We start from the raw sequence: 12,628 nt of genomic DNA, 5'->3' as shown, positions 1-12,628 counted from the left end.
TCAACAGTCTGCGCGTTAGTCTGAAAAAACTGCTTACACCCAGAACAAGGAAAGCCCCATGTCCGACGCCACGTCTGCGCAATTGCGCCCTTTGGCCGACTCATCCCCTTCCGCGGTCGTGGCCGGCTTCATCGCCATGCTCACCGGCTACACCAGCTCGCTGGTGCTGATGTTTCAGGCCGGCCAGGCAGCCGGCTTGACCACCGCGCAAATCTCCTCCTGGATCTGGGCGCTGTCGATCGGCATGGCGATATGCAGCATCGGCCTGTCGCTGCGCTATCGCACGCCGATCACCGTTGCCTGGTCGACCCCCGGGGCGGCGTTGCTGATCACCAGCCTGGGCGGGGTCAGCTACGGCGAAGCCATCGGCGCTTACATCACCTGTGCGGTGCTGGTGGTGATCTGCGGAATGACCGGCAGCTTCGAGCGCCTGGTCAAACGCATTCCGGCATCATTGGCCTCGGCGCTGCTGGCCGGGATCCTGTTCAAGATCGGCAGCGAAATCTTCATTGCCGCCCAGCATCGGACCGCGTTGGTGCTGGGGATGTTCTTCAGCTACCTGCTGATCAAGCGCGTGTCGCCGCGGTACTCGGTGCTGGCCGCTTTGGTCGTGGGTACCGCCCTTTCCGGCGCCATGGGCCTGCTTGATTTCAGCGGTTTCAGCCTGGAAGTGGCCACCCCGGTGTGGACCACGCCAAGCTTCTCCCTGGCCGCCACTATCAGCATCGGCATTCCGCTGTTCGTGGTTGCCATGACTTCGCAGAACATGCCCGGTGTCGCCGTACTGCGTGCGGATGGCTACCAGGTACCCGCCTCGCCACTGATCTCGGTAACCGGCCTGGCTTCGCTGGTGCTGGCGCCGTTCGGCTCCCACGGCATCAACCTGGCGGCCATCAGCGCGGCGATCTGCACCGGGCCGCACGCCCATGAAGACCCGAACAAGCGTTATACCGCGGCGGTCTGGTGCGGGATCTTCTACGGTATCGCTGGCGTTTTCGGCGCCACCCTTGCGGCGCTGTTCGCAGCCCTGCCCAAGGAGCTGGTGCTGTCGATCGCTGCCCTGGCGCTGTTCGGCTCGATCATGAACGGCCTGACCGTGGCGATGAACGAAGCCAAAGAGCGGGAAGCGGCGCTGATTACCTTCATGGTCACAGCGTCTGGCTTTACCCTGTTCTCGATCGGTTCGGCGTTCTGGGGGATTGTCGCCGGGGTGCTGACCTTGATGATCCTCAACTGGCGTAAATCGGCGTAGGCAAATCGCGGGGCAAGTCGGGGCACCCCAGCGCCGCTCCTACAGGCGAAAATGCCCGACCATGCCCTTCAAGTCGTTGCCCAACTGCGCCAGCTCGATACTTGAGCTGGCGTTGCCTTGCATGGCCAATGCCGACTGATCGGCGCTGCTGCGGATCTGGGTGACGCTGCGGTTGATTTCCTCGGCCACCGAGCTCTGCTGCTGCGCTGCCGCAGCAATCTGCTGGTTCATCTGCTGGATCAACGACACCGCTGCGGCAATGCTGCCCAGTGCGCTTTCAGTGTGCAGGGCATCGCTGACGGCCAACTTGACCAGCTCGGCACTGCCCTGGATCTGCGCTACCGAAGCCTGGGCACCGCTGCGCAAGCTGCTGACCAGGCGCTCGATCTCCTCGGTCGATTGCTGGGTGCGCCGCGCCAGTGCCCGCACCTCGTCGGCAACCACGGCAAAGCCCCGGCCCTGCTCGCCGGCCCGTGCAGCTTCGATGGCGGCGTTGAGCGCCAGCAGGTTGGTCTGCTCGGCGACGCTCTTGATCACCTCCAGCACCTGACCGATGTTCTGCACTTCGCTGCTGAGGTTGTCGATGCTCTGGCTGGCCGACTCGGCGGAACTGGCCAACTGCTCGATTCGCTGCATGCTCTGGCGCACCACCTGCTGGCCGCTCTCGACCTTGTCATCCGCCGTTTGCGCCGCCAGGGCGGCTTCTTCGGCGTTGCGTGCAACATCATGCACGGTGGCGGTCATCTGCTGCATGGCGGTGGCCACCTGCTCGGTCTCGTCCTTCTGACTGTTGACCTCGCGATTGGTCTGCTCGGTGACCGCCGACAGCGACTGGGCGTTGCTGGCCAGTTGTTCGATACCGTTTTGCAGGCCACTGACGATCGCGCTCAAGCCTGTGCCCATCTGCTGCATGGCCAGCATCAGCTGGCCGACCTCGTCACGCCGATCGATACTGATTTCGCCGCGCAGGTCGCCGGCGGCAATCTGCTGGGCCCGGCCCATTACCTGCCGCAACGGCCCGACCACCGCGCGGGTGATCAACCAGGCCGCCAGCACGCCCGCCAGCAATGCCAGCAGCGAGGCAGCGAGGATCAGCACGGCGTTGCGCTGCAACTCGCCTTGCATGGCCTGGTCTTCAGCGAGATAGGCTTGATCGACCTGACGGGTGACCTGCTCGGCCCGCGCCTGCAATTGCTGCTTGAGCTGCTGCTCACGGCCAAGCAGATCGGTGTACTCGGCAAGCTTCTCGCTGAAACTGGCGATATGCGTGCTGACTTCGCCAAGCACGGTTTGATAGCCGGCGTCGGTTACCGCAGTCTTCAACTGCTCGACCAGGGCAGCGGCTTGTTCGGTCTGTTCGATGCGCCCCTGGCGCGCATCTTCGGCGCCCTTGCGGTTCTGCTCCAGGCGCACCCGCGCCTCATCCATGGCCTGCAACATCAAGCGGGCAACCTGAGCGACTTGCCCGGCCTGCTCTACGAACTCGGCGCCCTGCTGGCCCTGACTATCCTTGAGGGTATAGGTGCCATCATCGGCCAGCCCCGACTGCAGCACATCGAGGTTGTTGGCAACACTGGAGACTGACCAACTGGCCATGTCCAGCGCCAGCTCCTTGGCCTGGGTCAGCTCGACGAACTGGTCGAAGGCCTGGCGGTAATCGTTCAGCGCCTGCTCGACGCCGCTCAGTTGCGGCAGCGCCCGTGCTTGCTCTTGCAGGGCTTCGAGGCGCTGGTGCACTGCTTCTACCGCCATGGGATCGGAGCGCAGGGCGAATGCCTGTTCCTGCAAGCGAGTGTCGAGCAGCGCGGTATTGAGCGCCGCCATCTGCTTCAAACCGTCGAAGCGTTGCCCGACGCTATGCAGGGCGGCAACTCCCGCTGCCGCCACCACGGCAGTCAGCAGCAAGACCAGGGCAAACCCCAGCCCGAGCTTGCGGGCCATGCCCAGGTTGGCGAAAAAACCACGCTTGGCCGAACTCATCGCACTTCCCCCTGCTGCCCGCAAATGCATCAAGCGTGAAGAGTGGCAATGGCGTGGCTGGTGGCACAAGATCCCGGCGTCGGAATAATGGCAAAAAGCTACAGTTGCGTCGTTTTCAGGACAGCCGAGGTCGCCCGGCGCGCTGGAAGAACGTCTGTGCCCGTTGGTCCTGGGCATAGGCGACATTGATCCGCAACCAGTCGCAGGCAGCGCCCAGGGGATCGAAGGCACTGCCCGGCGCCAACAGCACCGAACAGGCCTGCGCCTCGTGGTTGAGCTCGGCAAAACTGCGCCCCGGGCAACGGGCCCAGACGAACATGCCGCCATAGGGCTCGGTGAACACTTCCCAGCCGTTGGCCTCCAGTTGCCCCAGGGCCTTGGCCATGTGCTGGGCCAGGCGCAGGCGCAGGCGTGCCGTGCTTTTTCGGTAGCTGCCGTTGCCAAGCATCTGCGCCACCACCTGCTCGGTAAAGCGCGAAGTCCCCAGCCCGCTGACCATTTTCAGTTCTGCCAGGCGGGCGACCAGCTCAGGCCCGGCCACCAGGTAGCCGACCCGTAGCGAACTGCTCAGGGTCTTGGAGAAACTGGCCAGGTAGATCACCCGCTGCTCGGCATCCAGGGTTGCCAGACGCGTGACTGTACCGTCCTGAAAGTCCGCGTAGATGTCGTCCTCGATGATCAGCAGGTCATGTTCACGGGCCAGTTCCAGCAAGCGATAGGCGACCTTGGGCGACAGGCTGCTGCCGGTGGGGTTCTGGTACAGGCTGTTGATGTACAGGCAGCGCGGGCGGTGCTGCTTGAGCAGGTCCTCCAGCACCTGCAGATCGGGACCGTGCGGGGTACGCGGCACTTCGAGCATGTCGACTTGATGCAGGCGCAACAGGCTGTACAGGTTGTAGTAACCCGGGCTTTCCACCAGCACCTTGTCACCTGGCTTGAGCAGGGTGCGCACCAGCAGGTCGAGGGCGTGGCTGGCGCCCTGAGTGGTGAGGATCTGCTCGGGCGCAGCGTGGATGCCGATCTGCCCCAGGCCCTTGTGCAATTGGGTACGCAGGCTGGCCAGGCCCAGTGGCGGGCAATAGTCGATCAGCTCATCGACCGCGCCACGGCTGACCTGACGCACTGCCTGGGCAATCGCCTCGGTGGCGCGCCAGCTGGAGGGCACCCAGCCACAGCACAGCTTGAGCAGCTCGCCCGGATCGTCCGTGAATTGCTGCCAGCGGCTGTCGAACGCTTCGTCGCGGATCGGCTGATCGACCAGAGGTGTCTTGAGGCGCTGTTCAGCGACAAAAAATCCGGCGCCATGGCGCGCCTCCAGCCAGCCTGCTGCCACCAGCCGGTCGTAGGCTTCGATCACGCAGGACTGGCTGACGCCCTGCTCCCGGGCCAACTGACGTATCGACGGCAAGCGGCTACCGGGACGCAAGCGCTGGCCTTCGATCCAGGCCTGCAGTTGCCCAGTCAATTGCTGTACCAGTGGGATGGCGGAGTGACGATCAAGGCTGAGGTGCATGGCAAAGTGTTCGCAGATTTTGTCCGAACAGTTAATCACAAAACCCTTGCCAGTGTGCCTTGTGAGGCCCTGCTGATCACCGGATAGTCGGCCCATCGACAAGGAGCCGACCATGCCCACCCAGCGCCACCCTGCCCTACTGGCTTTTGCCCTGTGCCTGATCACCTTTGCGGTCAACCTGCAGGCACCGCTGTACACCGCTTACGCCGAGCTTTCCGGTTATGGCGCCGGGGCCACGGCAATGGCGTTCTCCGGGTATGTACTGGGGGTGATTCCGGTGTTGCTGTTGCTTGGCGGCCTGGCCGATCGGGTCGGGCGTCGCCCGCTGATCCTCGTCGCCCTGGCCTTGTCGATGTTCGCCACCCTGTTGATGCTGTTGGCCCCTGGCCTTGAAACCCTGGGCCTGGCGCGCCTGCTGCTCGGCATCGGCACCGCACTGGCGTCGGCCACCGGCACCGCCTACATGAGCGAACTGATGCACAGCGGCGACAACCGTCACGCCGCCACCTGGGTCACAGCCAGCACCTCGCTGGGTTTCGGCCTGGGTGCGGCGCTGACCAGCCTGTTCCTGCTCAGTGGTCCAAGCCTGACACCGGGCAGTTTTTACCTGCATTTAGCGCTGGCCTGCCTGGCGATGCTGGCGGTATGGCAGCTGCCCGACCGGCGCCTGGACAATCCCGCCGCCCTGTTGCGCCTGCCCTACTACCCAACCGGCAGCCTGCCCTATGGCCTGGCGATCCTGCTGGCCTGGGCCTGTGTCGGCCTGGTGATCGCCTTGCTGCCGTCGATCCTCAAACAGCATGGCCTGGCCAGTTGGTCGGGGGTTTCGACTTTTTGCGTGATCAGCTGCGGATTACTGTTCCAGCCACTGGCCAAGCGCCTGGCACCGGTGCGCGCCACGGCCATTGGCCTGGTGATATTGCCCTGCAGCTATGCGCTGCTGGCCTGGGGCGCGGACAGCGGCGCGCTGGCGGCGGTGCTGCTGGGCACCATCGCCGCCAGCAGCGCCTGCTATGGCTTTGTGTACCTGGGTGGATTGTCGGCGGTGAACACCTTGGCCGGTGAGGAAAAAACCCGCGCCAGCGCCGGCTTCTTCCTCTTGGCCTACATGGGCTTCAGCCTGCCGGTGATCCTCACCGGGCTGTTGGTCGACCGCCTCGGCCCGGGCACCGCCCTGCTGCTATTCGGCCTGGTGCTGCTGGCCGGTTGCCTGCTGGTTGGCCTGGCCCTGGCACGCAGCCACAAGGCGCTTGCCGTGCCGACGCTGGCAACCGTCAAATAGCCGTGGCGCCGCCATCGACTGCCAGGGCCTGGCCGGTGGTGAACGCAGCGCCATCGCTGCACAGGTAAAGCACGGCACTGGCAATTTCCTCGACCTTGCCAATACGCCCGACCGGGTGCATGGCTGCGGCGAATTCAGCCTTGCGCGGGTCAGCCTCATAGGCGCGGCGGAACATGTCGGTGTCGATCACCGCCGGGCACACGGCGTTAACACGGATCTTCTTCTTGGCGTACTCGATGGCCGCCGATTTGCTCAGGCCGATCACCGCATGCTTGGAAGCGCTGTAGATACTCATCTTCGGCGCGGCCCCAAGACCAGCCACCGATGCCGTATTGACGATGGCGCCGCCACCCTGGGCCAGCATCAATGGCAACTGGTACTTCATGCACAACCACACACCCTTGACGTTGACGCCCATGATCGCGTCGAACTCAGCCTCGCTGCCTTCGGCCAGGCGGCCCTGCTCGATCTCGATACCGGCGTTGTTGAAGGCGTAATCCAGACGCCCGTAGGCCTCGACCGTGCGCCCCATCAGCTGCCGCACATCCGCCTCGCGGGTGACGTTGCAGCTGACGAACAAGGCCTCGCCGCCGTTATTGCGGATCAGCTCGACCGTGCCTTCGCCACCGGCGGCATCAAGGTCGGCCACCACCACTTTCAAACCCTCGGCGGCAAATGCCAGTGCCGTCGCCCGGCCAATCCCCGCAGCACCACCGGTGACCAGGGCAACCTGGCCGGAAAAACTCATGCTCATCGCTAGCTCCTGCAACAAAGTGAGGTCAGTGATCAGGAGTCTAGGCAGCGATCCGCGGCGTTGGGCAGCATCATCAGGGCGCCGGTTGAAGCACTATCGGCGTGGGTGATTGTGTTGGCCAGGATCAATCAGCGCAGTGGATTACCGTGCATTCGCCAAGCGGGTAAACCTTGCCGACTGGCCAATCAGGGTCTATCAACAAGCATTGCCCTTCAAACGAGAGCCTTGCCATGACTGCCCAGACCAACCGCCGCTTCCTCCTCGCCAAACGCCCGACCGGCGCCGTCACCCGCGACGACTTCAGCTATGAACAGGTGCCGGTGGCCGAACCGGTTGAAGGTCAGATTCTGGTGAAGAACCTCTATCTGTCACTGGACCCGGCCATGCGCGGCTGGATGAACGAAGGCAAGTCGTACATCCCGCCGGTGGGCCTCGGCCAGGTGATGCGCGCCCTGGGCGTCGGCGAGGTGGTTGCCTCGAAACACCCGGGCTATGCCGTCGGCGATCACGTCAACGGCGCACTGGGCATCCAGGACTATTTCGTCGGCGAGCCCCAGGGCTTCTACAAGATCGATCCGAAACTGGCGCCGCTGCCGCGTTACCTGTCCGCCCTCGGCATGACCGGCATGACCGCCTACTTCGCCCTGCTCGAGGTTGGTGCACCCAAAGAAGGAGAAACCGTGGTGATCTCCGGTGCCGCGGGCGCCGTCGGCAGCATTGCCGGGCAGATCGCCAAGCTCAAGGGTTGTCGCGTGGTGGGTATCGCCGGCGGCGCCGAGAAGTGCCAGTACCTCAAGGATGACCTGGGCTTTGACGGGGTCATCGACTACAAGGCCGAAGATGTCCTGCAAGGCCTCAAGCGCGAGTGCCCGAAAGGGGTCGATGTCTACTTCGACAACGTCGGCGGCGACATTCTCGACGCCGTGCTCAGTCGCCTTAACTTCAAGTCGCGGGTAGTCATTTGCGGCGCCATCAGCCAGTACAACAACAAGCAGGCGGTCAAAGGCCCGGCCAACTACCTGTCACTGCTGGTCAACCGTGCGCGCATGGAAGGCTTTGTAGTGATGGACCATGCCGCCAACTATGGCAAGGCGGCGCAAGAGATCGCCGGCTGGCTGGCAACCGGCAAGGTGAAGAGCAAGGAAGACGTGGTCGAAGGGCTGGAAACTTTCCCCGAGACACTGTTGAAGCTGTTCAGCGGGGAAAATTTCGGCAAGCTGGTGCTTAAGCCCTGATCTCGGCGACCACCGCCGCCAGCGCCTGGGCGGGATCGGCAGCCTGGCTGATCGGACGACCGATCACCAAGTAGTCGGAGCCGGCATCCAGGGCCTGGCGCGGGGTCAGGATGCGACGCTGGTCGTCCTGGGCGCTGCCGGCCGGGCGGATCCCCGGGGTGACCAGTTGCAGCGACGGGTGCGCAGCCTTCAGTGCCGGCGCTTCCAGCGCCGAGCACACCAGCCCGTCCATGCCGGCCTTCTCGGCCAGTGCCGCCAGGCGCAGCACCTGCTCTTGCGGCTCGATATCCAGGCCGATGCCGGCCAGGTCTTCACGCTCCATGCTGGTCAGCACGGTCACGCCGATCAGCAACGGCTGCGGGCCGCTGCGCTGGGCCAGCACCTCACGGCAGGCCGCCATCATGCGCAGGCCACCGGAGCAATGCACGTTGACCATCCACACGCCCATCTCCGCGGCGGCCTTGACGGCCATGGCGGTGGTGTTGGGGATATCGTGGAATTTCAGGTCGAGGAACACTTCGAAGCCCTTCTCGACCAGGGTTTCGACAATGCCCGATGCGCTGCTGGTGAACAGCTCCTTGCCGACCTTGACCCGGCACAGGGCAGGATCGAGCTGATCGGCCAGCTTCAGGGCGGCGTCACGGGTAGGGAAATCCAGGGCGACGATGATGGGCGTCTGGCAGGCGGACATGGGCGGGTCTCTTGGCAAGTCTTGAACGGCGCGCATTGTAAACGAAGCGGCGGCCCGTGGGGGGCCGATGATCGCGAAATGGCCGCCAAACGGGCCGCCCCCTATAATTGAACCAATGAATGATGCTTTGGCTCCAACGAACAGGAGCGGCGTCATTCCCCGCCCGAAGGAGAACTACATGCCCTGGTACGCCTGGTTGATTCTGGTGCTCGCAATCGGCTCCATCGTCGGTGGCCTGATGCTATTGCGTGATACCGCGAAAAAGCTGCCCCTGACCGAGGAGCAGCTTAAACGTGTGCATGAGCGCAATGCCGAGATGGATGCCAAGGATGCGCAGGACCGCTGAGCCGTTTACACGACTTGGCGTAACGCGGCCTTACTTGTAGCGCGCCGCCGCCGAACTGCGCGACAGATTTGGCCCCAGAGCATCCCGGGCCTTGATATAAGCCTGCCAATCCGTCGCCTGCGGCAGTGAAGGAATAGTCACCAGTTCTTTCTGGTCCAGACCGCTGAGCGCAGCGTCAACCATCTCCCCTACTTCCATCACCATCTGCGGGTCGATTTGGGTTACATCAAGGCCGGAGCGCTCGAAGATTTCCGTACGGGTGACCCCGGGCAGCACGACCTGGACCTGCACCCCTTTATCTTTCAGCTCACCATGCAGCGTCTGGCTGAGGCTCAGGACGTACGCCTTGCTCGCGCTGTAGACCGCATTGAACATCTCTGGCGCCAAAGCCACGACCGAGGCGATGTTGATGATTGTGCCGCGACCTGCCCCGGAAAACCGGTCAGCTGCCGCAGCAGCCAGGCGGGTCACAGCCACGATGTTCAACGCAACGAGCGACTCGATCTGCGCCGGCGTAGCCTCAGCCAAGGTGCCATGCAGGGCGATCCCGGCGTTGTTGACCAGCACGCCGATCTGCTCATCGTCGCGCAGGCGCTGCTCGACCCGGGCCAGATCGTTTGCCTGGGCGAGGTCTGCGGCCAATACCTCGACATTGATACCGTGACGCGCCTGGAGGTCGCTCGCCAGGGCTTCGAGACGCTGACGGTCCCGTGCAACCAGCAACAGATCGTGCCCGCGGGCGGCCAGACGCTCGGCGTACACCGCGCCGATGCCGGAAGAAGCCCCTGTGACAAGGGCGGTGGGTACTGCCGAAATAACTGACATTGCGGTGATCTCCGAAGATCTACCTGAGACAGGAACAGGTAGTGCTCAAGCAAAATATTACCACCGTAATATTTATTCAAACTGAACCGACCAATGGCCCTGCCCCATGAAAAAGCCGGTCAAAGACCGGCCCTGTTTACTGGCTGCGAAAATCAGTTGATTGTGAGCTTGTCGCGATTGCGGTCCAGCAAAGCCTTGCCTATTCCTTTGATTTCCAGCAGTTCGTCTACCGAGGTGAAGGCACCATGTTCTTGGCGATAGGTGATTATCGCTTCGGCCTTGGCCTTGCCGATCCCTATGAGACCGGCTTGTAACGTAGCCGCGTCTGCCTGGTTCAAGTCCAGCTTGGCGGCTGGTTGCATCAAGACCTTGATCGGCGTGACGTTTGGATCGGCCGCAGGGGCAGCGCTCAAGGTAAAGGAAGCACAGGCAAACAGGGGGAGCAGAAGGAAGGAGAGAACGGTGTTGCGCATGGTTGAGACTCCTTGGAGATAGATTACAAAGGCAGCTTTTCCTTGGCTGCTCCTGAAACCTAGCCCGAACGCGGAGGGAGTCAAACACCCTCGACTTGAGGATTCATTACCAAATCAGACAGTAACCTGGGACAACACCGACAATGCAGTGATTAGAGCGGGTCGGGCGGACTGCAAGTGCGATGCGAAGAGAGGATGGGAGTGCAAGCAGATATTAAAAAGAGGCAGATCGGATAACGATCTGCCTCTTGATTCATCGATCAAGGATCGAGGCGACGCTGCTGGTGGATCCAGTCAACAATTTCGCCATCTGGCGCGTAGCCGCTCACCGTTTCTCGCAACAATTGCCGTACGCGGTTGTAGTCATCCCCGGAAACTGCTTCTAGAAACTGGTTGAGCCGCTCTTTGAGGACATCCCAGGACAGGTAGTCTTCCTGCGCACTCATGATCATCGGATGCCGCGTGGCAACCACATTGTCACCAATCAACAACTCTTCATAGAGTTTCTCGCCCGGTCGCAGGCCAGAGAATTCGATGGCGATATCACCGTGGGGATTGCGTTCCGAGCGGACACTCAGGCCCGAGAGATGGATCATTTTTTCTGCCAGTTCGACGATCCTGACCGGCTCGCCCATGTCCAGAACGAAGACATCGCCCCCTTGCCCCATCGAACCGGCCTGGATGACCAGTTGCGCGGCTTCGGGAATGGTCATGAAGTAACGGGTGATTTTCGGATGGGTGACCGTCAGTGGGCCTCCAGCCTTGATTTGCTTGTGAAACAACGGGATTACCGAGCCGGAAGACCCCAGCACATTGCCAAAGCGAACCATGGTGAACCGGGTCTTGTTGACTTGCGAGACATTGCTCGCGTCGCCAAACAGCACCGGGGCCACCTCTCGGCTCAACGCCTGCAGCGTCATTTCGGCAAGACGCTTGGTACTGCCCATCACATTGGTCGGACGCACTGCCTTGTCCGTCGAGATAAGGACAAAATTTGAAACGCCTGCCTGCAAAGCAGCCTGGGCAGTATTAAGTGTACCGATTACGTTGTTCAACACGCCTTCGGCAATATTGTGCTCGACCATGGGCACATGCTTGTAGGCTGCGGCGTGGTACACCGTCTCGACCCGCCAGGTCTTCATGATGTCGAGTAGCTGGGGCTGATTACGCACCGAGCCAAGGATCGGCAAGAGACGCGTCGAAAGCGACTCCCGGGAAACCCGCTGCTCCAGCTCGGAGAGGATACTGTAGAGGTTGAACTCACTGTGTTCGAACAGGATCAGTGTTTTCGGACCGAGGCCGAGAATCTGCCGGCACAATTCCGATCCGATTGAACCACCCGCACCGGTCACCAGCACCGATTGGCCAACAATGCACCGTTCAAGCAGATCCGCCTGGGCCGGTACCGCATCTCGCCCTAGCAGGTCGGCGATGTCGACTTCCTGGATGTCGTCGACCTTCACTCGCCCGCTGGCCAGGTCCATGAACCCCGGCACACTGCGAACATGCAACGGAAACGCTTCGAGGTAGCCGAGAATTTCCCGCCGCCGTCCGCGCGGAGCTGAAGGAATTGCCAGCAGCACTTCCTGGGCACCGGTTACATCGATCATGCGTTGAATGTGCCGGGGCTTATAGACCTGAAGGCCAGAGATCACTCGATCAGCAATACTGCTGTCGTCGTCGATGAACGCCACCGGGCGCATGACCTTGCCCATGCGCAAGGCGGCCACCAGCTGGTTGCCAGCAGCGCCCGCGCCATAGATGGCGACCTTGGGCAGACCATCATCACGACTGGTAAACGGAACATGCTGAGCCGCCGTGAACCAGTCGCCGAGAAAGTACTGACGCATACCAAGGCGCAAGCCGCCCACCATGATCAGACTCAACCACCAGTAGTTGAAGATGATCGAACGGGGCACGACATTCTGATGGTTGCTGTACCAGTACACCACCACACCCAGTATCAGGGCCGACAGGCTCACCGCTTTAATGATCGCGATCAGGGCGTCGTTGCCGAAGTAGCGCATCACTGCCCGATACATGCCAAAGCGAATGAACAGGGGAATGGAAATAACCGGCGCAATGAAAAACAGCCAAGGATGTTCGAGGACCGGATTCGCCATTTCGTCGATGCCCAAACGCACCACGAAGGCCAACCACAATGCACCCCAGACCAACAGCGTATCTGTCGTTACCTGAATCAGCCGCTTCTGCCGGCGAGGCAGGCTCAATAGCCAATTACGAAAACTGTCAATCATCCTTAGTGAACCTCACCAC

Annotated in this window: 11 protein-coding genes; 4 read left to right on the top strand and 7 right to left on the bottom strand. The window is 62.2% G+C overall.

The window, feature by feature from the left end:
* The first annotated feature begins 58 nt into the window (after window positions 1-58).
* A complete protein-coding gene (locus tag JV241A_RS06960) occupies window positions 59-1,252 on the top strand; it encodes a benzoate/H(+) symporter BenE family transporter (RefSeq protein ID WP_134061729.1) in 1,194 nt (397 codons plus the stop codon).
* A 39-nt stretch (window positions 1,253-1,291) separates the two neighbouring features.
* Here JV241A_RS06960 and JV241A_RS06955 read toward each other — a convergent pair whose 3' ends face one another.
* Both JV241A_RS06955 and JV241A_RS06950 read right to left on the bottom strand, forming a co-directional pair.
* On the bottom strand, window positions 1,292-3,232 hold the full coding sequence (locus JV241A_RS06955; protein WP_134061727.1) for a methyl-accepting chemotaxis protein: 1,941 nt from the start codon (window positions 3,230-3,232) through the stop codon (window positions 1,292-1,294).
* A 115-nt stretch (window positions 3,233-3,347) separates the two neighbouring features.
* Window positions 3,348-4,745, bottom strand: a complete 1,398-nt coding sequence (locus JV241A_RS06950) for a PLP-dependent aminotransferase family protein (protein ID WP_134061725.1) — start codon at window positions 4,743-4,745, stop codon at window positions 3,348-3,350.
* Between the two features lie 112 nt (window positions 4,746-4,857).
* On the opposite strand from JV241A_RS06950, the gene JV241A_RS06945 reads away from it, so the two are divergent.
* On the top strand, window positions 4,858-6,027 hold the full coding sequence (locus JV241A_RS06945) for an MFS transporter (RefSeq protein WP_134061723.1): 1,170 nt from the start codon (window positions 4,858-4,860) through the stop codon (window positions 6,025-6,027).
* On the opposite strand, the gene JV241A_RS06940 is transcribed toward JV241A_RS06945, so the two are convergent.
* On the bottom strand, window positions 6,020-6,781 hold the full coding sequence (locus JV241A_RS06940; protein ID WP_115085847.1) for an SDR family oxidoreductase: 762 nt from the start codon (window positions 6,779-6,781) through the stop codon (window positions 6,020-6,022). The genes JV241A_RS06945 and JV241A_RS06940 overlap by 8 nt on opposite strands.
* Before the next feature lie 230 nt (window positions 6,782-7,011).
* Between JV241A_RS06940 and JV241A_RS06935 the strand changes: the two genes are divergently transcribed.
* Window positions 7,012-8,016, top strand: coding sequence for an NADP-dependent oxidoreductase (locus JV241A_RS06935; protein WP_134061721.1), 1,005 nt, complete (start codon window positions 7,012-7,014; stop codon window positions 8,014-8,016).
* Here JV241A_RS06935 and pyrF read toward each other — a convergent pair.
* Window positions 8,006-8,707 (bottom strand): orotidine-5'-phosphate decarboxylase, encoded by a 702-nt coding sequence (gene pyrF, locus JV241A_RS06930; protein ID WP_115085845.1) that lies wholly within the window; start codon window positions 8,705-8,707, stop codon window positions 8,006-8,008. The genes JV241A_RS06935 and pyrF overlap by 11 nt on opposite strands.
* A 178-nt stretch (window positions 8,708-8,885) precedes the next feature.
* Between pyrF and JV241A_RS06925 the strand changes: the two genes are divergently transcribed.
* The gene (locus JV241A_RS06925) at window positions 8,886-9,053 is read left to right on the top strand and encodes a DUF2897 family protein (protein WP_010224101.1); all 168 of its coding nucleotides are present in this window, start codon (window positions 8,886-8,888) and stop codon (window positions 9,051-9,053) included.
* 30 nt (window positions 9,054-9,083) lie between these two features.
* Here JV241A_RS06925 and JV241A_RS06920 read toward each other — a convergent pair whose 3' ends face one another.
* The 3 genes from JV241A_RS06920 to JV241A_RS06910 form a co-directional block, all read right to left on the bottom strand.
* Window positions 9,084-9,878: an SDR family oxidoreductase gene (locus JV241A_RS06920; RefSeq protein ID WP_134061719.1), complete on the bottom strand. Its 795-nt coding sequence runs from the start codon at window positions 9,876-9,878 to the stop codon at window positions 9,084-9,086.
* Window positions 9,879-10,030: 152 nt separating this feature from the next.
* Entirely contained in the window at window positions 10,031-10,351 is a 321-nt protein-coding gene (locus JV241A_RS06915; RefSeq protein ID WP_134061717.1) for a ComEA family DNA-binding protein, read from the bottom strand.
* Between the two features lie 260 nt (window positions 10,352-10,611).
* Window positions 10,612-12,609, bottom strand: coding sequence for a nucleoside-diphosphate sugar epimerase/dehydratase (locus JV241A_RS06910; protein ID WP_166675660.1), 1,998 nt, complete (start codon window positions 12,607-12,609; stop codon window positions 10,612-10,614).
* Window positions 12,610-12,628 lie beyond the last annotated feature (19 nt).

It is taken from the genome of Pseudomonas sp. JV241A (assembly GCF_900275665.1).
Classification (GTDB): domain Bacteria; phylum Pseudomonadota; class Gammaproteobacteria; order Pseudomonadales; family Pseudomonadaceae; genus Aquipseudomonas; species Aquipseudomonas wadenswilerensis.
This window is presented reverse-complemented; position numbering and strand designations above follow the sequence as displayed.

What these genes read in the sequence shown, in the direction of transcription:
- JV241A_RS06960 (WP_134061729.1), top strand. Translation starts at nt 59, where the DNA reads ATGTCCGACGCCACGTCTGCGCAATTGCGCCCTTTGGCCGACTCATCC.
- JV241A_RS06955 (WP_134061727.1), bottom strand. Translation starts at nt 3,232, where the DNA reads ATGAGTTCGGCCAAGCGTGGTTTTTTCGCCAACCTGGGCATGGCCCGC.
- JV241A_RS06950 (WP_134061725.1), bottom strand. Translation starts at nt 4,745, where the DNA reads ATGCACCTCAGCCTTGATCGTCACTCCGCCATCCCACTGGTACAGCAA.
- JV241A_RS06945 (WP_134061723.1), top strand. Translation starts at nt 4,858, where the DNA reads ATGCCCACCCAGCGCCACCCTGCCCTACTGGCTTTTGCCCTGTGCCTG.
- JV241A_RS06940 (WP_115085847.1), bottom strand. Translation starts at nt 6,781, where the DNA reads ATGAGCATGAGTTTTTCCGGCCAGGTTGCCCTGGTCACCGGTGGTGCT.
- JV241A_RS06935 (WP_134061721.1), top strand. Translation starts at nt 7,012, where the DNA reads ATGACTGCCCAGACCAACCGCCGCTTCCTCCTCGCCAAACGCCCGACC.
- pyrF (WP_115085845.1), bottom strand. Translation starts at nt 8,707, where the DNA reads ATGTCCGCCTGCCAGACGCCCATCATCGTCGCCCTGGATTTCCCTACC.
- JV241A_RS06925 (WP_010224101.1), top strand. Translation starts at nt 8,886, where the DNA reads ATGCCCTGGTACGCCTGGTTGATTCTGGTGCTCGCAATCGGCTCCATC.
- JV241A_RS06920 (WP_134061719.1), bottom strand. Translation starts at nt 9,878, where the DNA reads ATGTCAGTTATTTCGGCAGTACCCACCGCCCTTGTCACAGGGGCTTCT.
- JV241A_RS06915 (WP_134061717.1), bottom strand. Translation starts at nt 10,351, where the DNA reads ATGCGCAACACCGTTCTCTCCTTCCTTCTGCTCCCCCTGTTTGCCTGT.
- JV241A_RS06910 (WP_166675660.1), bottom strand. Translation starts at nt 12,609, where the DNA reads ATGATTGACAGTTTTCGTAATTGGCTATTGAGCCTGCCTCGCCGGCAG.